This window comes from Pseudomonas lundensis (assembly GCF_015377145.2).
GTDB classification, from domain to species: Bacteria; Pseudomonadota; Gammaproteobacteria; order Pseudomonadales; family Pseudomonadaceae; genus Aquipseudomonas; species Aquipseudomonas lundensis.
Genome location: NZ_CP062158.2, coordinates 3,406,304 through 3,424,901, shown reverse-complemented (window position 1 = coordinate 3,424,901; position 18,598 = coordinate 3,406,304). Strand labels below are relative to the sequence as shown.

At 56.9% G+C, this 18,598-nt stretch carries 16 protein-coding genes and 3 tRNA genes; 12 read left to right on the top strand and 7 right to left on the bottom strand.

Translation table 11 applies throughout. From position 1 onward, the window contains the following. Window positions 1-35: 35 nt before the first annotated feature. Window positions 36-2,636 carry a bifunctional aconitate hydratase 2/2-methylisocitrate dehydratase gene (acnB, locus tag IF654_RS16105; RefSeq protein ID WP_047276694.1) on the bottom strand — a complete coding sequence of 867 codons (2,601 nt, stop codon included), beginning with the start codon at window positions 2,634-2,636 and terminating at the stop codon, window positions 36-38. 405 nt (window positions 2,637-3,041) lie between these two features. Here acnB and IF654_RS16100 point away from each other — a divergent pair, with 405 nt between their 5' ends. Further along, window positions 3,042-3,512: a DUF1289 domain-containing protein gene (locus IF654_RS16100; protein WP_047276693.1), complete on the top strand. Its 471-nt coding sequence runs from the start codon at window positions 3,042-3,044 to the stop codon at window positions 3,510-3,512. A gap of 8 nt (window positions 3,513-3,520) precedes the next feature. On the opposite strand, the gene IF654_RS16095 is transcribed toward IF654_RS16100, so the two are convergent. Next, the gene (locus tag IF654_RS16095; protein WP_047281007.1) at window positions 3,521-4,384 is read right to left on the bottom strand and encodes a universal stress protein; all 864 of its coding nucleotides are present in this window, start codon (window positions 4,382-4,384) and stop codon (window positions 3,521-3,523) included. Between the two features lie 212 nt (window positions 4,385-4,596). On the opposite strand from IF654_RS16095, the gene IF654_RS16090 reads away from it, so the two are divergent. The 5 genes from IF654_RS16090 (at window position 4,597) to IF654_RS16070 (ending at window position 10,157) form a co-directional block, all read left to right on the top strand. Beyond that, a complete protein-coding gene (locus IF654_RS16090) occupies window positions 4,597-5,205 on the top strand; it encodes a MiaE family protein (RefSeq protein ID WP_083333360.1) in 609 nt (202 codons plus the stop codon). Between the two features lie 198 nt (window positions 5,206-5,403). Then, window positions 5,404-5,877, top strand: coding sequence for a MarR family winged helix-turn-helix transcriptional regulator (locus tag IF654_RS16085; RefSeq protein ID WP_047276687.1), 474 nt, complete (start codon window positions 5,404-5,406; stop codon window positions 5,875-5,877). Then, the gene (locus IF654_RS16080; protein ID WP_194862230.1) at window positions 5,874-7,343 is read left to right on the top strand and encodes an efflux transporter outer membrane subunit; all 1,470 of its coding nucleotides are present in this window, start codon (window positions 5,874-5,876) and stop codon (window positions 7,341-7,343) included. The genes IF654_RS16085 and IF654_RS16080 overlap by 4 nt, the downstream gene beginning before the upstream one ends. A 15-nt stretch (window positions 7,344-7,358) precedes the next feature. After that, the gene (locus IF654_RS16075; protein WP_083333362.1) at window positions 7,359-8,564 is read left to right on the top strand and encodes an HlyD/EmrA/EmrK family protein; all 1,206 of its coding nucleotides are present in this window, start codon (window positions 7,359-7,361) and stop codon (window positions 8,562-8,564) included. Between the two features lie 63 nt (window positions 8,565-8,627). Continuing rightward, window positions 8,628-10,157 (top strand): DHA2 family efflux MFS transporter permease subunit, encoded by a 1,530-nt coding sequence (locus tag IF654_RS16070; protein WP_047277971.1) that lies wholly within the window; start codon window positions 8,628-8,630, stop codon window positions 10,155-10,157. Between the two features lie 105 nt (window positions 10,158-10,262). Here IF654_RS16070 and lpxH read toward each other — a convergent pair whose 3' ends face one another. Together lpxH and IF654_RS16060 are read right to left on the bottom strand one after the other, a co-directional pair. Then, on the bottom strand, window positions 10,263-11,012 hold the full coding sequence (gene lpxH / locus IF654_RS16065) for a UDP-2,3-diacylglucosamine diphosphatase (protein WP_047276678.1): 750 nt from the start codon (window positions 11,010-11,012) through the stop codon (window positions 10,263-10,265). Then, window positions 11,009-11,512, bottom strand: coding sequence for a peptidylprolyl isomerase (locus tag IF654_RS16060; protein ID WP_047276676.1), 504 nt, complete (start codon window positions 11,510-11,512; stop codon window positions 11,009-11,011). The genes lpxH and IF654_RS16060 overlap by 4 nt, the downstream gene beginning before the upstream one ends. A gap of 275 nt (window positions 11,513-11,787) precedes the next feature. Here IF654_RS16060 and IF654_RS16055 point away from each other — a divergent pair, with 275 nt between their 5' ends. Together IF654_RS16055 and cysS are read left to right on the top strand one after the other, a co-directional pair. After that, window positions 11,788-13,485, top strand: a complete 1,698-nt coding sequence (locus IF654_RS16055; protein ID WP_047277965.1) for a glutamine--tRNA ligase/YqeY domain fusion protein — start codon at window positions 11,788-11,790, stop codon at window positions 13,483-13,485. A 21-nt stretch (window positions 13,486-13,506) separates the two neighbouring features. Beyond that, window positions 13,507-14,889 (top strand): cysteine--tRNA ligase, encoded by a 1,383-nt coding sequence (gene cysS / locus IF654_RS16050; protein ID WP_194862231.1) that lies wholly within the window; start codon window positions 13,507-13,509, stop codon window positions 14,887-14,889. 112 nt (window positions 14,890-15,001) lie between these two features. Here the strand turns inward: cysS and folD are convergent, their stop codons facing one another. Further along, a complete protein-coding gene (folD, locus tag IF654_RS16045) occupies window positions 15,002-15,856 on the bottom strand; it encodes a bifunctional methylenetetrahydrofolate dehydrogenase/methenyltetrahydrofolate cyclohydrolase FolD (RefSeq protein WP_047276671.1) in 855 nt (284 codons plus the stop codon). A 280-nt stretch (window positions 15,857-16,136) separates the two neighbouring features. On the opposite strand from folD, the gene IF654_RS16040 reads away from it, so the two are divergent. The 4 genes from IF654_RS16040 (at window position 16,137) to IF654_RS16025 (ending at window position 17,864) form a co-directional block, all read left to right on the top strand. Beyond that, window positions 16,137-16,213: transfer RNA gene (locus IF654_RS16040), tRNA-Arg, on the top strand. 40 nt (window positions 16,214-16,253) lie between these two features. Further along, window positions 16,254-16,329 (top strand) — tRNA-His (locus tag IF654_RS16035). A gap of 56 nt (window positions 16,330-16,385) precedes the next feature. Further along, a tRNA-Leu gene (locus IF654_RS16030) sits at window positions 16,386-16,470 on the top strand. 164 nt (window positions 16,471-16,634) lie between these two features. After that, window positions 16,635-17,864 (top strand): tyrosine-type recombinase/integrase, encoded by a 1,230-nt coding sequence (locus IF654_RS16025; RefSeq protein WP_047295305.1) that lies wholly within the window; start codon window positions 16,635-16,637, stop codon window positions 17,862-17,864. On the opposite strand, the gene IF654_RS16020 is transcribed toward IF654_RS16025, so the two are convergent. Together IF654_RS16020 and IF654_RS16015 are read right to left on the bottom strand one after the other, a co-directional pair. Next, window positions 17,861-18,073 carry a helix-turn-helix transcriptional regulator gene (locus tag IF654_RS16020; protein ID WP_047276666.1) on the bottom strand — a complete coding sequence of 71 codons (213 nt, stop codon included), beginning with the start codon at window positions 18,071-18,073 and terminating at the stop codon, window positions 17,861-17,863. The two genes, IF654_RS16025 and IF654_RS16020, sit on opposite strands and share 4 nt — an antisense overlap. A 232-nt stretch (window positions 18,074-18,305) precedes the next feature. Next, window positions 18,306-18,521: a hypothetical protein gene (locus IF654_RS16015; protein WP_169835959.1), complete on the bottom strand. Its 216-nt coding sequence runs from the start codon at window positions 18,519-18,521 to the stop codon at window positions 18,306-18,308. Window positions 18,522-18,598 lie beyond the last annotated feature (77 nt).

The window sequence follows — 18,598 nt, the reverse complement described above, 5'->3', positions numbered from 1 at the left end:
CTTGCGAGTCGGGGCTTTTTCGTTACAGCGTCAGCTTACGCTTGAATAACCGGAATGTTGGCATTGGCTGCCGCTTCACGGAATTCAGCGATCTGATCAAAGCTCAGGTAGCGGTAAACGTCCGCCGCCATGGTGTTGATCTCAGCTGCGTACGCCATGTATTCCTCAACGGAAGGCAGGCGGCCCAGGATAGAAGCCACCGACGCCAGCTCGGCCGAAGCCAGGTATACGTTGGCGCCGTCACCCAGACGGTTCGGGAAGTTACGGGTTGAAGTCGACACCACGGTGGCGTTCGGCTCAACACGTGCCTGGTTACCCATGCACAGCGAGCAACCCGGCATTTCCATGCGCGCGCCGGCTTTGCCGTAGATGCCGTAGTAGCCTTCTTCGGTCAGCTGGTGAGCGTCCATTTTGGTCGGCGGCGACAGCCACAGACGGGTTGGCAACTGACCTTTGACCTTGTCGAGCAACTTGCCCGCTGCGCGGAAGTGGCCGATGTTGGTCATGCACGAACCGATGAATACTTCGTCGATTTTCTCGCCAGCAACGCTGGACAGCAGACGGGCGTCATCCGGGTCGTTCGGGGCGCACAGCACTGGCTCGTTGATGTCAGCCAGGTCGATTTCGATGATGTGCGCGTATTCGGCGTCAGCATCGGCTTCCATCAATTGCGGGTTGGCAATCCAGGCTTCCATCGCTTGAGCGCGACGCTCAAGGGTGCGTGCATCGCCGTAACCTTCACCGATCATCCAGCGCAGCAGGGTGATGTTGGATTTCAGGTATTCGGTGATCGACTCTTTGGACAGTTTGATCGTGCAGCCAGCAGCCGAACGTTCTGCCGACGCGTCGGACAGTTCGAACGCTTGCTCGATGCTCAAGTTGTCCAGGCCTTCGATTTCCAGGATGCGACCCGAGAACTCGTTGATCTTGCCCTTTTTCTCTACGGTCAGCAGGCCTTGTTGGATTGCCACGTAAGGAATGGCGTGAACCAGGTCGCGCAAGGTAATGCCAGGTTGCATTTTGCCTTTGAAGCGAACCAGAACCGATTCCGGCATGTCCAGTGGCATGACGCCAGTCGCGGCAGCAAATGCCACCAGACCCGAACCGGCCGGGAACGAAATGCCCATTGGGAAGCGGGTGTGGGAGTCGCCACCGGTGCCGACGGTGTCAGGCAGCAGCATGCGGTTCAACCAGCTGTGGATGATGCCGTCGCCCGGACGCAGGGAAACGCCGCCACGGGTCATGATGAAGTCAGGCAGGGTGTGGTGGGTGGTCACGTCGATCGGCTTTGGATAGGCCGCGGTGTGGCAGAACGACTGCATCACCAGATCCGCCGAGAAGCCCAGGCATGCCAGGTCTTTCAGTTCGTCACGGGTCATTGGGCCGGTGGTGTCCTGAGAACCCACGGTGGTCATTTTCGGCTCGCAGTAAGTGCCCGGACGAACACCGGTTACGCCGCAGGCTTTACCGACCATTTTCTGCGCCAGGGTGAAACCCTTGGTGCTTTCAATAGGCGCTTCAGGCTTTTTGAACAGGTCAGACGGACCCATGCCCAGTTCGGCGCGTGCCTTTTCAGTCAGGCCGCGACCGATGATCAGCGGAATACGGCCGCCAGCGCGGACTTCATCCAGCAGAACCGGGGTTTTCAGTTCAAAGGTGGTGATGACTTCGTCGGTACCGTGCTTGCAGACTTTACCAGCGTGCGGGTACAGGTCGATCACGTCGCCCATGTTGATGTTGCTGACGTCAAACTCGATAGGCAGTGCGCCCGCATCTTCCATGGTGTTGTAGAAGATCGGAGCAATTTTGCTGCCGAAGCAGAAACCACCGGCGCGCTTGTTCGGCACGTAAGGCACGTCGTCGCCGAAGAACCACAGTACCGAGTTGGTAGCCGATTTACGCGAAGAACCCGTACCGACAACGTCACCGACGTAGGCGATAGGGAAGCCCTGGCCGCGCATTTCTTCGATTTGCTTCATCGGGCCGATGGAGCCCTGGACGTCTGGCACGATGCCGTCACGGGCCATTTTCAACATGGCCAGCGCGTGCAGCGGGATGTCAGGACGTGACCAGGCATCTGGGGCAGGCGACAGGTCGTCGGTGTTGGTTTCGCCGGTCACCTTGAATACGCGCAGGCTGATTTTGTCTGCCAGGGTAGGGCGGTTTTTGAACCACTCGCCGTCAGCCCAGGATTGCACCACCGCCTTGGCGTGGGCATTACCGTTCTTGGCTTTTTCAGCAACGTCGTGGAAGGCGTCAAACATCAACAGGGTGTGCTTGAGCTGCTCGGCAGCCACCGGAGCCAGCTCTGCGTCGTCCAGCAGGTCAACCAGCGTGACGATGTTGTAGCCGCCTTGCATGGTGCCAAGCAGTTCAACAGCGCGCTTTTTGCTGATCAGGGGGGAGGTGGCTTCACCTTTCGCGAGGGCAGCGAGGAAGCCGGCTTTTACGTAGGCCGCTTCGTCAACACCCGGTGGAATGCGGTTGGTGATCAGGTCAACGAGGAATTCTTCTTCGCCAGCAGGCGGGTTTTTCAGCAGCTCAACCAGGCCTGCAGTTTGTTCGGCGTTAAGCGGCTGGGGAACGATACCCAGTGCTGCGCGCTCTTCGATATGTTTGCGGTAGGCTTCAAGCACAGTTATTACCCTCATCATTGGTCCCAAATGGGTGTCCGGGACGCTCATCCAGGAATGCAAGGCACTCATGCGCTGCGGGGCTTTATGAGCCGCTTAGCCAGAGTTGCAGAGATTCCCAACAGAAGCTGTTTTCAAAGTTTTACGCCTTGGGAACGGAGGGGTGGTGCACGTTGGTGCGGGCAGTTGCCTGGCAAGTACCCATCACCAACACCGTTCTTCAGGATCAACTGTGCTCGTGACGCTTTGAAAACAGCTTCTAACGGACATTGGCGCCTTAAAAGGCAGGCCGATTCTACGGGAAAAACTTGGTAAAGGTAAGTTAACCCCTGAAGGTTGAGGGGTGATCTGCGTTAGACAAAGGGCTAACATGCCCGCCTGTTTCGCTCTGCAGTGCTCTATTTCGCCATGCCCAACCAAACCATCAAGACTCCCTGTATCGGCCTGTGTTCGACGGTTTACGGCGACCTGGTATGCCGTGGATGCAAGCGTTTCCATCATGAAGTGATCCACTGGAACGGTTACAACGACGACGAGAAGCGCGCAGTGTGGATGCGTCTGGAGCAGTTGCTCGTGCAGGTGATGGCGGGCAAGGTTGAAGTGTTTGACCCACAAAAGCTGCGTGGTCAGTTGCTGGCGCGGCAAATTCGGTTTGTCCCCCATCAGTCCGAATATTGCTGGGCCTACCAGCTGATTGCCCGCGGGGCGCGGGTGATCAATCAGCTGGAAGCGTACGGAATGGTGCTGTTGCCTGAGTTTCGCGACTGGAATTTGCCCGAGCTGCGAGACGCCATTGATCGGGAATTTTTCCTGCTGTCCGAAGCCCACTATCAGCGCTACATCGCCCCCAGTTTCTTGAAAGATGCGCTGGGCAACTGATTAGCAGGTCAATGTTTGGATGCCAGTTTTTCCAGGTGACGGGTCATTTCTTCTGGCTTGAGCACCAAGATGTCACTTTTGAGTTTGTCGATGACAACTTCTGCGGTGTTACCGATCAGCGCCCCCGAAAACCCGGTGCGCGCCACTGTGCCCATGACGGTCACGGCAGCGTGTAGCTCGTCGGCAACCCGCGGAATAATCACATCGGCCGGGCCTTCCTCGACATGCAGGCGGCTGCCGTCAATGTCGTACTGTTTCTGGAACCCTTCGCACGCCTTGCGATAAATCGCCTCGTATTCCGTTTCAATCGGGTAGGCGGCTTCAACGGCGGCCAGCATGGGAGCCGGGTAGGCGCTGACCACATGCAGCTTGCCTTTAACCAGGCTGGCGATTTCAAAACCGGCGTCAACAATGCTCTTGTGCAGTTCCATGTGGTCGGCATCGTCATTACCCACGTCCACCGCGGTCAGCACGACACCGTTGTCCCAGTCCGTTGCACATTTAGCCAGCAATACCGGAGCCGGGCAGTAGCGCAACAGTTTCCAGTCTTCGGGCGTGAGCAAGAGTTTTTTCAGGGGGTTGTCAGGAATGTGCTGCTTGATCACCAGGCCGCAATTCTCAGCCTGCTGCGCCCGGATAATGGTCTGGTGCTTGCTCTCATGCCAGGACCGTTCGCTGCTGGCAGTAACGCCTTCGGCCCTTAACGCGTTCTCAAGGACGCTGAGCAATGCGGCGTGTTTGTCCTCTTTGTCGCAAATCAAGAGGTGCAGGGCGGCCTTGGTCTTTTCGGCGATTTGTTTGGCGCGCTTGAGGGCAAGGCTTTCCATTAACTCGGGTTCGATCACCACCAGCAGCTTGTTGATCTTTTGCATGGTCGAGGCTCCATGGAGGATTAAGTGCAACCACTATAGTTGCTCGCGGGTTGCCCGCGCGTTGATGCATATCAACCCGCCAGGCTGGTGCTGTGCCGTGGGCCCCGTATAATCGGCGGCTTTGTCACTCCAGTCTGTGTGAGCCTCATGCCTGTCACTTCTCTGCCTACTGCCGACTCGTCGCGCACCCTTCTTATTTCGGGAGCGTTCGCGTGATTCTTCCTGAAATTCACGAGTTTCTTGGTTGCCGAACGCCCGATGGCTGGATCGCGGCAGCGCTGGCCGATCAGGAAACCCTGCTCATCGATCATAAAAACTGCGAGTTCAAGGCTGCCAGCACGGCGCTGAGCCTGATCGCCAAATATCACTCCCATGTTGACCTGATCAACATGATGTCGCGTCTGGCCCGCGAAGAGTTGGTGCACCACGAGCAGGTCATGCGTTTGATGAAAAAGCGCAAGATCGAACTTCGCCAGCTGTCTGCAGGCCGCTACGCCTCAGGCTTGCGCAAAGTAGTACGCAACCACGAGCCCGTGAAGCTGGTAGACACGCTGGTGGTCGGGGCGTTTATCGAGGCGCGCAGTTGTGAGCGTTTCGAGGCGCTGGTGCCGCACCTGGACGAAGAGCTGGGCACGTTTTATTTCGGTTTGCTGAAAAGCGAAGCGCGGCATTTCCAGGGCTATTTGAAGTTGGCCTATCAATGCGGCGACGCCAAGGACATTGCTCAGGTCATTGAGCGCGTTCGCGACGCCGAGCAAGCACTCATCGAAAGCCCTGACGTTGAGTTTCGCTTCCACAGCGGCGTGCCTGCTCAGGCGTAGCCTTCAGCTGGCGCAGGCATCCCTTGCGTCAGCCCCTGTTTTTTTATCAAACAGCTCATTGCTACGAGTGGCGGACCCACCCCCGTCGGTCAGACGCCATTGGCATGAATAGATAGCTGGCTATTTATCGCCTTGACATTAGCTGCCTAGACAGTAATATTTTGAAACATTACTGCTTAAGCAGCTTCCTGGTGGCCGATGAAGCACTTTTCCCCCGATAACTTCCAAAATTGCACCCTGGGTTTGCTCTTGGGTCGTGCGGCGTTGCTCAAGGACCGCATTATTGATACGCACATGGAGCCGTATGGCATCACGGCTGCGCAGTTCAAAGTGCTGATCATCATGGCGCAGTTCGAGGTGGACACCCCGGCCGAGCTGTGTCGACACTTGTGCATCGACAGCGGTTCGATGACCCGCATGCTCGACCGTCTTGAGCAAAAAAATCTGTTGGTGCGTCAGCGCTCCGAGGCCGACAGGCGTCAGGTGCGGTTAGTGCTTACAGAGGAGGGGCAAGGGCTGGCCGATCAACTCCCGACCATCGGTGCCGCTGCCATGAACCAGTTGGCTGGCGCGATAACCCCGCAAGAACTGCAAAGTCTTGAACATATCCTGAAAAAAATACTGCTCGCCGCCGGTGACACGATCACGGTGCAGCGCCTGGGTGGAAAATGAGCGACAAAACCTTGCGTACGGGCTTGAGCCTGGTATTTGCGTCAATGGTGTTGGCTGGCTGTGCCAATTACCACGGGCTGAACCCCCAGGGCATCAGCCTTGATGCCCAACACTTGAAGGCCGGTCACTCCTTCAAAAACGTCAGCGTCACCCCCGCCGCCTGGCCCGAAAAGGAATGGTGGACGCGGTTGGGCGATCAGCAACTTAACAGCCTGGTTGCGCAGGCCTTGCGTGACAGCCCGGACATGCAAGTGGCCAGCGCCCGCACCCATCAAGCCACGGCTGCTGCCCGTTCAGCGAACGCGGCGCGGATGCCCACGCTGGATGCGAACGGGGATGTCACGCGCTCGCGCCTGTCTCGATCACACGATCCAAGCGGGCAGGGTGGACGTTACAGCACCGAGCGTGACCTTAATCTGACCTTCAATTACACCTTTGACTTGTGGGGCGGTCAGCGCGCTGCGTGGGAAGCCGCATTGGGCGAAGCCCGTGCAGCTGAAGTGGACGGCCAGGCCGCGCGTCTTACGCTGGCGGGCGATGTGGCGCGTGCCTACAGCAATTTGGGACATGCCTTCCAAGTGCGAGATCTGTCGCAAGAGGATCTGCAACGCACGCGAAAAATGCTGGACCTGAGCAAACGTCGTTTGGCTTCAGGCATCGACAGCCATTATCAGTTTCAACAAACCGAAAGCCTTGAGGCTAGCGCCCAAGAGCAACTGATTGACGCCGAGAAACAGCTCAATTCGGCGCGTATAGCGCTCGCGGTATTGCTTGGCAAGGGGCCGGATCGGGGTCAGGAAATCACCCGGCCCGATAGGTTGGCTCCGGGCGCCGTGGCATTGCCCAGTACATTGCCTGCGGACTTGCTGGGGCGTCGGCCGGACGTAGTCGCGGCGCGCTGGCGCGTGGAAGCGGCGAGTAAAAACATTGCTGCGGCCAAGACCCGCTTCTACCCCAACCTGAATTTAACGGCCGCAGCGGGTACTCAGTCGTTGCTAGGGGATGCGTTGTTCGGGTCGGCAAGCCGCTTCTTCAATATTGCGCCAGCGTTGACGCTGCCGATTTTTGATGGCGGGCGTTTACGCGCCGGGCTGGATGCGGAGGACGCCAATTACGATCTGGCGGTGGCGCAATACAACAAAACAGTCGTGGGCGCCCTTGGCGAAGTCAGCGATACCCTCGGGCAATTGGGGGCCACGGGCCGTCAGATTATGGCTCAACAGCGTGCCGCCGATATCGCGCAGGACTCCTACGACACGGTGTTGCAGCGTTATGGTTCGGGGGTCGGTAACTACCTGGACGTGCTCAGCATTGAACAGCAACTGCTTCAGGCTCAGCGCCAATTGGCTGATTTGAACGCGCAACAGATCGATCTCTCGATTCAATTGATGCAGGCCTTGGGCGGCGGCTTCGAGCCCGCTCACACGGCGTTGGCCGTTCCCTCCCAAGCCTCGCTGGCAGAATAATTTCAGGTAATGGTCATGGCCTCTGTGCAAACACCGAATGAAACGCAACACAACGAAAACGCGGGTGGCTCGCGTAAACGCAAACTCTGGCTGGGTGCCCTCGCGCTGCTGGTCGTGCTCGGTATCGTAGGCGTTTGGGCCTGGCACGAACTGTACGGCCGCTGGAGTGAAAGCACTGACGACGCTTACGTCAATGGCAACGTGGTTGAAATCACGCCTCTGGTGACAGGTACGGTGGTGAGCATTGGCGCCGATGATGGCGATCTGGTTCACGAAGGTCAGGTATTGCTCAATTTTGACCCGAGCGATGCGCAAGTCGGGCTGCAAAGTGCTGAAGCCAATCTGGCGCGTACGGTGCGTCAGGTGCGTGGTTTGTTCAGCAATGTGAACGGCATGAAGGCTCAAGTGGCTGCGCAAAAATCCGAAGTGCAAAAGGCTCAGGACAACTACAGCCGTCGTAAAAGTCTGGCTGCGGGCGGCGCCATTTCGCAGGAAGAGCTGTCCCATGCGCGGGACGATCTGGCATCGGCACAAAGTGCCTTGCGCAATGCCGAACAACAGTTAAATACCACCACGGCATTGGTGGATAACACCGCCGTCGCTAACCATCCCGATGTACTCGCGGCCGCCGCGCAATTGCGTCAGGCGTACCTGGAGCATGCGCGCACCACCCTGATTGCCCCAGTGACCGGTTATGTGGCGAAACGCACGGTTCAGCTGGGTCAGCGTGTCCAGCCGGGCACGGCGCTGATGGCCGTTATCCCGCTGAATCAGTTATGGATTGATGCCAACTTCAAGGAAACCCAGCTGCATAACATGCGTATCGGCCAGCCGGTTGAGATCGAATCGGACATTTACGGCAGCGATGTGAAATACAGCGGCTCCATCGACAGTATCGGCGCCGGTACAGGCAGCGCGTTCGCGTTGTTGCCAGCGCAAAACGCGACTGGCAACTGGATCAAAATTGTCCAGCGGGTACCGGTTCGTATTCATATCAATGCCGACCAATTGGCGCAGCACCCGTTGCGGGTGGGTTTGTCGACCGTGGTGGAGGTGAACTTGCATGACCAGAGTGGCCCGGTGCTGGCGCAACAGCCACCGCAAAAAGCCACCTTCACGACCAATGTGTATGAAAAACAATTGGCCGATGCTGAAGCCTTGATCGCGCGCCTGATTGACCGTAACAGTGCCGCCGTGAGCAATGCCGCCGCTGCGCGTTGATTCGCCAATCCACTGACCCCGTCGCTACGGCGGGGTTGCGCTCTCTGTTTTAAAGGATTTGCGATGAGTACAAACGCGTCTTTTACGCCGCCCAGCCTGCTGCTTGCCACCATTGGCCTGTCGTTGGCCACTTTTATGCAAGTGCTCGATACCACCATTGCCAACGTCGCGCTGCCCACCATTTCCGGCAACTTGGGGGTGAGTTCGGAGCAGGGGACGTGGGTCATCACTTCTTTTGCGGTCAGCAACGCGATTGCATTGCCATTGACCGGCTGGCTGAGCCGCCGCTTCGGTGAAGTGAAGCTGTTTTTATGGGCGACGATTTTGTTCGTGCTGGCTTCATTTTTGTGCGGAATTTCCACGTCGATGCCTGAACTGGTGGGCTTTCGGGTCCTGCAGGGCTTGGTCGCGGGGCCTTTGTACCCGATGACTCAGACCCTGTTGATTGCTGTGTATCCACCCGCAAAACGGGGGATGGCATTGGCATTGCTGGCGATGGTCACGGTGGTGGCGCCCATTGCCGGGCCGATTTTGGGTGGCTGGATTACGGACAGTTACAGTTGGCCATGGATTTTCTTCATTAATATTCCGATCGGAATATTCGCGGTCATGGTCGTGCGCCAGCAGTTGAAAGCGCGCCCCGTGGTTATCACCCGCCAGCCCATGGACTATGTGGGGTTGATCACGCTGATCATCGGGGTGGGCGCCCTGCAAATTGTGCTCGATAAAGGCAATGATCTGGACTGGTTCGAATCCAGCTTCATCCTGATGGGTACCGCGCTGTCAGTGGTTGCACTGGCGGCCTTCGTCATTTGGGAAATGACTGACAAACACCCGATCGTCAACCTGCGCCTGTTCGCCCATCGCAACTTCCGTATCGGAACGCTGGTACTGGTATTGGGGTATGCCGGCTTCTTCGGTATCAACTTGATTCTGCCGCAATGGCTGCAAACCCAAATGGGTTACACGGCCACTTGGGCCGGTCTGGCCGTTGCACCTATCGGCATCTTGCCGGTGGTGATGTCTCCGTTCGTGGGCAAGTACGCGCATAAATTTGACCTGCGACTGTTGGCGGGGCTGGCCTTCCTGGCGATTGGCCTGAGCTGCTTTATGCGCGCCGAATTCACCAATGAAGTGGATTTCCAGCACATCGCAATGGTGCAACTGTTTATGGGGATTGGCGTGGCGCTGTTCTTTATGCCGACGTTGAGCATTTTGATGTCGGATTTGCCCCCACATCAAATTGCCGACGGGGCCGGGCTGGCTACATTCTTGCGTACATTGGGCGGCAGTTTCGCGGCCTCATTGACCACGTGGATCTGGATTCGCCGGGCGGATCAGCATCATGCCTACATGAGTGAAAGCATCAGTACGTACGATCCAATTACCCGGCATACCCTCGAAAATCTGGGGGGTGCCAGTACCAAGGCCTACGCTCAGATGGATCAAATCCTGACCAGCCAGGCGTACATGCTGTCGACCGTGGATTACTTCACGATGATGGGCTGGATGTTCATGGGCTTGATTTTGATCGTATGGCTGGCCAAACCACCCTTTGCTGCCAAGGCGGGGCCAGCGGCCAGCGGGCATTGAGACACTTTTAGCAGGGATGAGGCGGGGATAGCCGAAGGCCGCGACGTACTGGGTCTTGGCCTTTGGCGACGCCGGTCAGTGCTCTGTCGGCGAGGCTCGGGTGGTTCAGGGGTGCGTGGCAGCTGGCAATGTCAGCTGAAAGTCGAACGGCGTGAGTTGCATGCCTTGCTCATCCACTTGCAACACCCAGCCTTGACGGTCCCAGTCGCCGAGCACAATCCGCTTGGCGGCCTGCTCACCAATCTGCAATTTATGAATCGCCGGTCGATGTGTGTGGCCGTGGATCAAGGTGTGGACGCCGAACTGCGTCATGATCCGCGGAACCTCTTCAGGGGTCACGTCGACAATGTCGTTGGCTTTCATGCGGGTCTGGGCGCGGCTTTCGCTGCGCAATTTACGCGCGAGTGTGTGGCGGGTGCTTACTGGCAAGTGACGCAACACCCACAGTGTTACCGGGTTGCGCAGGTAGCGTCGTAAGCGCATGTAGGCTTCGTCGCGGGTACACAGACTGTCGCCGTGCATCAGGAGCACGGGTTCGCCGTAAAAGTCCACGACGCTTGGGTCTTTCAGCAGGGTGCAGCCGGCCGCTTTACAAAAGGCCCGGCCCAATAAAAAGTCACGGTTGCCGTGCATGAGAAACACATCAGTACCGCCATCGCTCAGGGCGCGCAGTGCGTCACAGATCGAGCGCTGGTAGGGCGTCATTGCATCGTCGCCGATCCAGGCTTCAAAAAAGTCGCCCAAGATGTACAGCGCCTGAGCCGAGCGCGCGCGCCCGGTCAGGAAATTCAGAAACGCCCGGGTAATGTCCGGGCGCTCCTCTTCCAGATGCAAATCTGAAATCAGCAGTATCACTCAACGATCTCGGCTTTCTCGATGATCACGTCGTCTGCAGGTACATCCTGGTGGCCAGCTTTGGAAGTGGTTGCGACAGCTTTGATCTTGTCGACAATGTCCTGACCTTCAACGACTTCGCCAAACACTGCGTAGCCCCAGCCCTGAACGGTCTTGCCGCTGTGGTTCAGGAAGCTGTTGTCAGCCACGTTGATGAAGAATTGAGCAGAAGCAGAATGCGGCTCCATGGTGCGGGCCATGGCTACCGAATACTTCTTGTTCGGCAGGCCGTTGTCGGCTTCGTTCTGGATGCTGGGACGCTTGTCTTTCTTTTCTTTCATGCCCGGCTCAAAACCGCCGCCCTGGATCATGAAGTTGCCGATGACACGGTGAAAAACGGTGTTTTCGTAGTGGCCGGCTTTTACGTATTCGATGAAGTTGGCAACCGTGATCGGCGCTTTTTCAGCGTTCAGTTGCAGCACGATGTCGCCGTGGTTGGTGGTCAGTTTTACTTTTGACATGGTGTTATCGCTCTATCAGAGAATTCGTCGGGCCCGGAGGCGGTATGGGTCGCCCCAACCCCTGAGCTGGCTGGGTAGAAACAGCCGCGGGGCGGAGTTTAGCGTGCTCGCGCGGCATTTCGATGCGGTTTTTACGATATGGGTACTAAAAGCGGCGATTTCAAATGCTTTGATTGAGCGCCTGCTCTGTCAGTGGCTTGACAGCATCGGCTATGATAGGCGCTTTGATTTAGTCGGCCGACCCAGGCCGCGCACTCGTTATGTTCAAGGATCCTATGAGCAAGCCCACTGTCGACCCCACTCTGAATCCAAAGGCTGGCCCAGCTGTCCCGGCCAATTTCCTGCGTCCAATCGTTCAGGCTGACCTTGACTCGGGTAAATGCAAACAGATCGTGACCCGTTTCCCGCCCGAGCCCAACGGTTACCTGCACATTGGTCACGCCAAATCGATTTGCGTGAACTTCGGGCTGGCTGAAGAGTTTGGTGGCGTCACGCACTTGCGTTTTGACGACACCAACCCGGCCAAGGAAGACCAGGAATACATTGACGCCATTGAAAGCGATGTCAAATGGCTGGGCTTTCAATGGTCCGGCGAAGTGCGCTATGCCTCTCAGTATTTCGACCAGTTGCACGAGTGGGCGGTTTACCTCATTAAAGAGGGCAAGGCCTACGTCTGCGACTTGACGCCTGAACAGGCCAAAGAGTACCGCGGCAGCCTGACCGAGCCTGGCAAAAACAGCCCGTTTCGTGACCGCGGCGTAGAGGAAAACCTCGACCTGTTTGCCCGCATGAAGGCGGGTGAGTTCGAAGATGGCAAGCGTGTGTTGCGTGCCAAAATTGACATGGCCTCGCCGAACATGAACCTGCGCGACCCGATTCTGTATCGCATTCGTCATGCTCATCACCATCAGACGGGCGATAAGTGGTGCATCTACCCCAACTATGACTTCACCCATGGGCAGTCTGATGCCATCGAAGGGATTACTCATTCGATCTGCACCCTCGAATTTGAAGGTCACCGTCCTCTGTATGAGTGGTTCCTCGACAATCTGCCGGTGCCGAGCAAGCCTCGTCAGTACGAGTTCTCGCGCCTGAATCTGAACTACACCATCACCAGCAAGCGCAAGCTCAAGCAGTTGGTTGATGAGAAGCACGTCAACGGTTGGGACGACCCGCGCATGTCCACGCTGTCGGGATTCCGCCGTCGTGGTTATACCCCCAAGTCGATCCGTAACTTCTGCGACATGGTCGGCACCAACCGTTCCGACGGTGTAGTCGATTTCGGCATGCTGGAGTTCAGCATCCGCGACGATCTGGATCGAAGCGCGCCGCGTGCCATGTGCGTCTTGCGTCCGTTGAAGGTTGTGATCACCAACTACCCGGAAGGTCAGGTTGAAAACCTTGAGCTGCCTTGCCATCCAAAAGAAGACATGGGTGTGCGCGTGCTGCCGTTCGCGCGCGAAATCTATATCGACCGGGATGACTTCATGGAAGAGCCGCCAAAAGGTTACAAGCGGCTTGAGCCTGCGGGCGAAGTGCGGCTGCGTGGCAGTTATGTCATTCGCGCGGATGAAGCAATCAAGGATGCCGAGGGCAATATCGTCGAGTTGCGTTGTTCCTACGACCCGCAAACCTTGGGTAAAAACCCGGAAGGTCGCAAGGTCAAAGGAGTTGTGCACTGGGTGCCGGCTGCGGCCAGCGTTGAATGTGAAGTGCGTCTTTATGATCGTCTGTTCCGTTCGCCGAATCCTGAAAAGGCTGAAGACGGTGCGGGTTTCCTCGAAAACATCAACCCTGGCTCGCTGCAGGTCCTGACCGGTTGTCGTGCTGAACCTTCTTTGGGGAATGCACAGCCTGAAGACCGTTTCCAGTTCGAGCGCGAAGGTTACTTCTGCGCGGATATCAAGGACTCGAAACCGGGTCGTCCGGTATTCAACCGCACCGTGACCCTGCGCGATTCTTGGGGTCAGTGAGTCAGTTTTAAGGAAGTCGTCGTGCTAACGATCTACAACACGCTCACCAAGAGCAAAGAAGTCTTCAAGCCGCTGGACGGCAACAACGTGCGCATGTACGTGTGCGGCATGACGGTCTATGACTATTGCCATCTGGGTCATGGTCGCAGCATGGTTGCTTTCGACCTGATTACCCGCTGGTTGCGCTTCAGTGGGTATGACTTGACCTACGTACGCAACATTACGGATATCGACGACAAGATCATCAATCGCGCGGTCCAAAATAATGAGTCCTTCACGGCGTTGACCGAGCGCATGATCGCCGCGATGCATGAAGATGAAGCGCGGCTCAATATCCGCAAACCGGACATGGAGCCGCGTGCCACGGACCACATTGCCGGCATGCACGCGATGATCCAGACCTTGATAGACAAGGGGTTTGCTTACGCGCCGGGCAATGGTGACGTGTACTACCGCGTGGCCAAATTTATGGGCTACGGCAAGTTGTCGCGTAAAAAGATCGAAGACCTGCGTATCGGTGCGCGCATCGAAGTTGATGAAGCCAAGGACGATCCGCTGGATTTCGTGCTGTGGAAAGGCGTCAAGCCCGGCGAGCCTAGCTGGGAATCGCCGTGGGGGCCGGGTCGTCCGGGGTGGCATATTGAATGTTCGGTCATGTCTACCTGCTGCCTGGGCGAGACGTTCGATATTCACGGTGGCGGCAGTGATCTTGAGTTTCCGCACCATGAAAACGAAATCGCCCAGAGTGAGGCGGCGACGGGCAAGACCTACGCCAATGCCTGGATGCACTGCGGGATGATTCGCATCAATGGCGAGAAGATGTCCAAATCCTTGAACAACTTCTTCACCATTCGTGACGTGCTGGAGAAATATCATCCGGAAGTGGTGCGCTATTTGTTGGTGTCCAGCCATTACCGCAGCTCGATCAACTATTCGGAAGACAACCTGAAGGACGCGAAAGCAGCGCTTGAACGTTTCTACCATGCGCTCAAAGGCTTGCCAAAGGCTGAGCCAGTGGGTGGTGAAGCGTTTGTAGAGCGTTTTACTCAGGTGATGAATGACGATTTCGGTACGCCGGAAGCGTGTGCGGTCTTGTTTGAGATGGTCCGTGAAATCAATCGCCTGCGTGAAACTGATCTTCAGGCGGCGGCTGGCTTGGCGGCTCGTCTCAAGCAGTTGGCGGATGTGCTGGGCGTTTTGCAGCTTGAGGCAGACGATTTCTTGCAGGCAGGCGCTGAAGGCAAGGTCGACGCTGCGCAGGTAGAAGCTCTGATCGCGGCGCGTTTGGCGGCACGTGCGGCAAAAGACTGGGCCGAATCCGATCGTATTCGTGATCAATTGACCGAAATGGGGATTGTGCTCGAAGACGGGAAGGGCGCAACCACCTGGCGTCTGGCTGACTAGTTAATCGCCGTACCAACAAAAGCCCGCTTCGTGCGGGCTTTTGTTTGTCTGGAAAGTTATCGCCAACAAAAACGGCACCCGAAGGTGCCGTTGGCCTCAATGGATTGAGCGCTTAGCCGTGCAACGTCTCGGCGGCGTACAGCGTGTTCTCAAGCAGGCAGGCACGCGTCATCGGGCCTACGCCGCCCGGAACGGGGGTGATCCAGCCTGCGCGGGGCAGGGCGGTCTCGTAAACCACGTCACCCACTAGCTTGCCATCCGCCTGACGGTTAATCCCGACGTCAATCACGATGGCGCCTTCCTTGATCCACTCACCTTTGACCAGGCCCGGTTTGCCAGCGGCCACCACCACGAGGTCGGCGCGGCCGACATGGCCAGCCAGATCTTTAGTGAAACGGTGGGTGACGGTCACGGTGCAGCCTGCCAGCAGCAACTCCATGGCCATTGGACGCCCCACAATGTTGGAGGCGCCAACGACGACGGCATCCATTCCGTACAGGTTTTGGCCTGTGCTTTCCAGCAGGGTCATGATGCCTTTCGGGGTGCAAGGGCGCAGGAGCGGGATGCGTTGTGCCAGGCGCCCGACGTTGTAGGGGTGGAAACCGTCTACGTCTTTGTCAGGGCGGATGCGCTCCAACAGTTTGGAAGCGTCCAAATGCTCTGGCAGCGGTAATTGCAGCAGAATGCCGTCGATGTTCGCATCGTCATTGAGGCGGTCGATCAAGTCGGTCAGGTCTTGCTGTTTGGTATCGGAAGGCAAGTCATAGGCTTGTGAAAGAAAGCCTACCTCTTCGCAGTCTTTACGCTTGTGCGAAACATAAACCTGGGAGGCAGGATCGCTGCCGACCAGAATCACTGCCAGACCAGGAGTGCGCAGGCCTTGCTCGTGACGCTCGGCAACACGTTTGGCAATCTGCTGGCGCAGGCTGGCGGCGATCGCTTTGCCGTCGATTAGTTGTGCAGTCATTACGCGTGATTAACCATCGAAAAGGGTGGAAAAAGGGCGTGCATTCTCGCATGCCATGGCGTGAGGGCAAAGGCGCTTGGTCTGCTTAATCCCCTAACCCCTTTATATTTCTAAACTTTTTTTAAAAAAGAGTTGACGACCTACCGACTCACCTATAACATTCGTCGCACTTGTCGGGCACAGCCTAGCACTGGTTAAGAAGGTAGAGCGAAGTTGATGTCTAGCTTGGTGATACTGAAAGCACTTAGTTTGTAGTCGTCACAGAGTACAGATTAATAAGGCGCCCGTAGCTCAGCTGGATAGAGCATCCGCCTTCTAAGCGGATGGTCGCAGGTTCGAGTCCTGCCGGGTGCGCCATTAGGCAGCTTTGGCACAAGTAGGCAGTACAGGCAATATGGTGGGCGTAGCTCAGTTGGTAGAGCACGGGATTGTGACTCCCGTTGTCGAGGGTTCGATCCCCTTCGTCCACCCCATATTTAGAAAGACGCCAGATTAATAATCTGGCGTCTTTGCTTCAAAAGTTTGAAATGCGGATGTGGTGGAATTGGTAGACACACTGGATTTAGGTTCCAGCGCCGCAAGGTGTGAGAGTTCGAGTCTCTCCGTCCGCACCAAACATGGTTTCGCACAGTCTCGCTGACTTTCGCGAAACCCTTGAAATAACCCGCCTTGAGCGGGTTTTTTCTTTTGTGGCGTTTCGCTTTCTTTCGCCACCTTCCCAACATTTTTAGTACATTAGCCAGTCCATCGGTAATTCGAGCACTATGGTGATGTACTAATGCCCCTCACTGACACCGCTGTCAGGCAAGCCAAGCCCCGTGACAAAGACTTTACTCTGAGTGATCTCGACGGCCTTTCGCTGTTCGTGGCTGCCAACGGCAAGAAGTCCTGGCACTTTCGATTTAGCTGGCACGGCAAACAACCGCGCATCTCTCTTGGCACATATCCCGAAATTACCCTCCGTGAAGCCCGTGAACTGCGGGATCAGGCGCGTGCGCTCGTTGCAAAAGGCATTGATCCGCGGCTAGAGCGCAAGCAGGCCCGACACGCTGCTGGTGCCGAGGTCGAGAACACCTTCGAAGTTGTGGCCAACAAATGGTACGACTTCAAGTCTCCGCGCCTGGTGGCTGCCGTGAAGGGGGGCGCGGCGCAATCGCGTAGGTATTTGGACAAAGACCTGATACCGATGCTGGGCAAAATCCCCATCGGCCAAATCAAGCGTGCCGATGTACTAGCGGCAGTACATCGCGTTGAAAAGCGTGGCGCGCTGAATGTGGCTGAGAAGTGCCGCACTTGGCTGAATCAGATTTTTCGCTACGCCATAGCGCAGGGTCTGATCGAGACCAACCCTGCGGCAGATATCGATATTGTTGCCGCCGTGCAGCCGCCAGCGAAACACAACCCTTTCCTGAAACGCTCGGAACTCAAACCGTTCCTGCTGGACCTGCGCAATTTCAAAGGTTCGGTATTCACTATGCATGCGATCAGGTTATTGCTGCTGACAGGCGTTCGCACGGGTGAGCTGAGAGCGGCAACACCAGATCAGTTCGATCTGGACGCCGCACTGTGGACAGTGCCGGCTGACAACGTTAAGCAGTTGCGCAGCCGGGTTAGAACAGAGGGGGATGTAATACCGCCGTATCTGGTGCCACTGTCGCGGCAGGCGGTAGAGGTGGTGCGTGCATTGAAAGGCATGACCGGTGAGCACTGTCGGTTGTTGTTGCCCGGGAGGAATCACCCGAACACACCGATGAGCGAGAACACGGTAAATAGCGCGATCAAAAAAATGGGATATGAAGGCCGACTGACCGGGCACGGAATACGCGCCACGCTTTCAACGGCCTTAAATGAGATGGGATACAAAGAGGATTGGATCGAGGCTCAGCTGTCCCACGCGGGGGATAACAAGGTGCGCAAGACGTACAACCATGCGGAGTACGTGGAACAGCGGAGAGTGATGATGCAGGAGTGGGCTGACTTTCTCGATGCGGCCGAGGCCGCCGATTAAGCGCGGTGCTCACGTGCCGCCATTTGATCATTGGCCCATTGCAATACCTCGGCTTTAACCCAGCGCACTGAGCGCGTGCCGAGGTGCACCTTTTTCGGGAAGGCGCCTTTATTCACCATGTCGTAGATCTTCGTGGTCTTGAAGCCGGTAATCTTGATCACCTCGGGCAGCGCGATCAGTTCGGTTGGTTGGGTGTTTTGAGTGTTCATAGAGATACCTCGCCATGCCGGTTACGGCTGGTGCGTTGAAATTCGGAGGGTGGGGTTATTGCTGCCGCTTGAAGTCAGCGCACCGCGCAATGACTGCGCTTGCGTCGCGCTGAATCGGCGGCATGTTCTTGAAGGCAAGGGCACAGCAATCGCTGCGTGCCTGCGGGCAGGGGCAAAAACATGGCGCCTTTTGGGTGGCTATCCATGGGCTGCATCAATAAATTCCCTGTGTTTAGGCACTGCGAATCACGTAAATGACAATCGAATACCCGGACACAATCCAAAGCGCGGTACCAGCGAATGCGCCTACCAGGTGAGCGTCAGAGCCGTTATCGGTTAGCGGAGGGATAGCCAGGCAGAACCATGCAACGCTGGCGATCAGGTAAAGCGTGACGATCAGCAGGAACAAACAGAGCTGTTTCGTGCCGAGAGCTTGAACTGAGGGCATAGAAAATCCTTGCCTGCCGAAGTGGGGCGGGCTGAATGGGGCTTGAAGGTGGGTATTGCCGCGCTGAGCGGCAGGAA

What these genes read in the sequence shown, in the direction of transcription:
- IF654_RS16020 (WP_047276666.1), bottom strand. Translation starts at nt 18,073, where the DNA reads ATGAACACTCAAAACACCCAACCAACCGAACTGATCGCGCTGCCCGAG.
- IF654_RS16085 (WP_047276687.1), top strand. Translation starts at nt 5,404, where the DNA reads ATGAAGCACTTTTCCCCCGATAACTTCCAAAATTGCACCCTGGGTTTG.
- IF654_RS16075 (WP_083333362.1), top strand. Translation starts at nt 7,359, where the DNA reads ATGGCCTCTGTGCAAACACCGAATGAAACGCAACACAACGAAAACGCG.
- IF654_RS16055 (WP_047277965.1), top strand. Translation starts at nt 11,788, where the DNA reads ATGAGCAAGCCCACTGTCGACCCCACTCTGAATCCAAAGGCTGGCCCA.
- IF654_RS16015 (WP_169835959.1), bottom strand. Translation starts at nt 18,521, where the DNA reads ATGCCCTCAGTTCAAGCTCTCGGCACGAAACAGCTCTGTTTGTTCCTG.
- IF654_RS16070 (WP_047277971.1), top strand. Translation starts at nt 8,628, where the DNA reads ATGAGTACAAACGCGTCTTTTACGCCGCCCAGCCTGCTGCTTGCCACC.
- IF654_RS16095 (WP_047281007.1), bottom strand. Translation starts at nt 4,384, where the DNA reads ATGCAAAAGATCAACAAGCTGCTGGTGGTGATCGAACCCGAGTTAATG.
- IF654_RS16060 (WP_047276676.1), bottom strand. Translation starts at nt 11,512, where the DNA reads ATGTCAAAAGTAAAACTGACCACCAACCACGGCGACATCGTGCTGCAA.
- folD (WP_047276671.1), bottom strand. Translation starts at nt 15,856, where the DNA reads ATGACTGCACAACTAATCGACGGCAAAGCGATCGCCGCCAGCCTGCGC.
- IF654_RS16025 (WP_047295305.1), top strand. Translation starts at nt 16,635, where the DNA reads ATGCCCCTCACTGACACCGCTGTCAGGCAAGCCAAGCCCCGTGACAAA.
- IF654_RS16100 (WP_047276693.1), top strand. Translation starts at nt 3,042, where the DNA reads ATGCCCAACCAAACCATCAAGACTCCCTGTATCGGCCTGTGTTCGACG.
- IF654_RS16080 (WP_194862230.1), top strand. Translation starts at nt 5,874, where the DNA reads ATGAGCGACAAAACCTTGCGTACGGGCTTGAGCCTGGTATTTGCGTCA.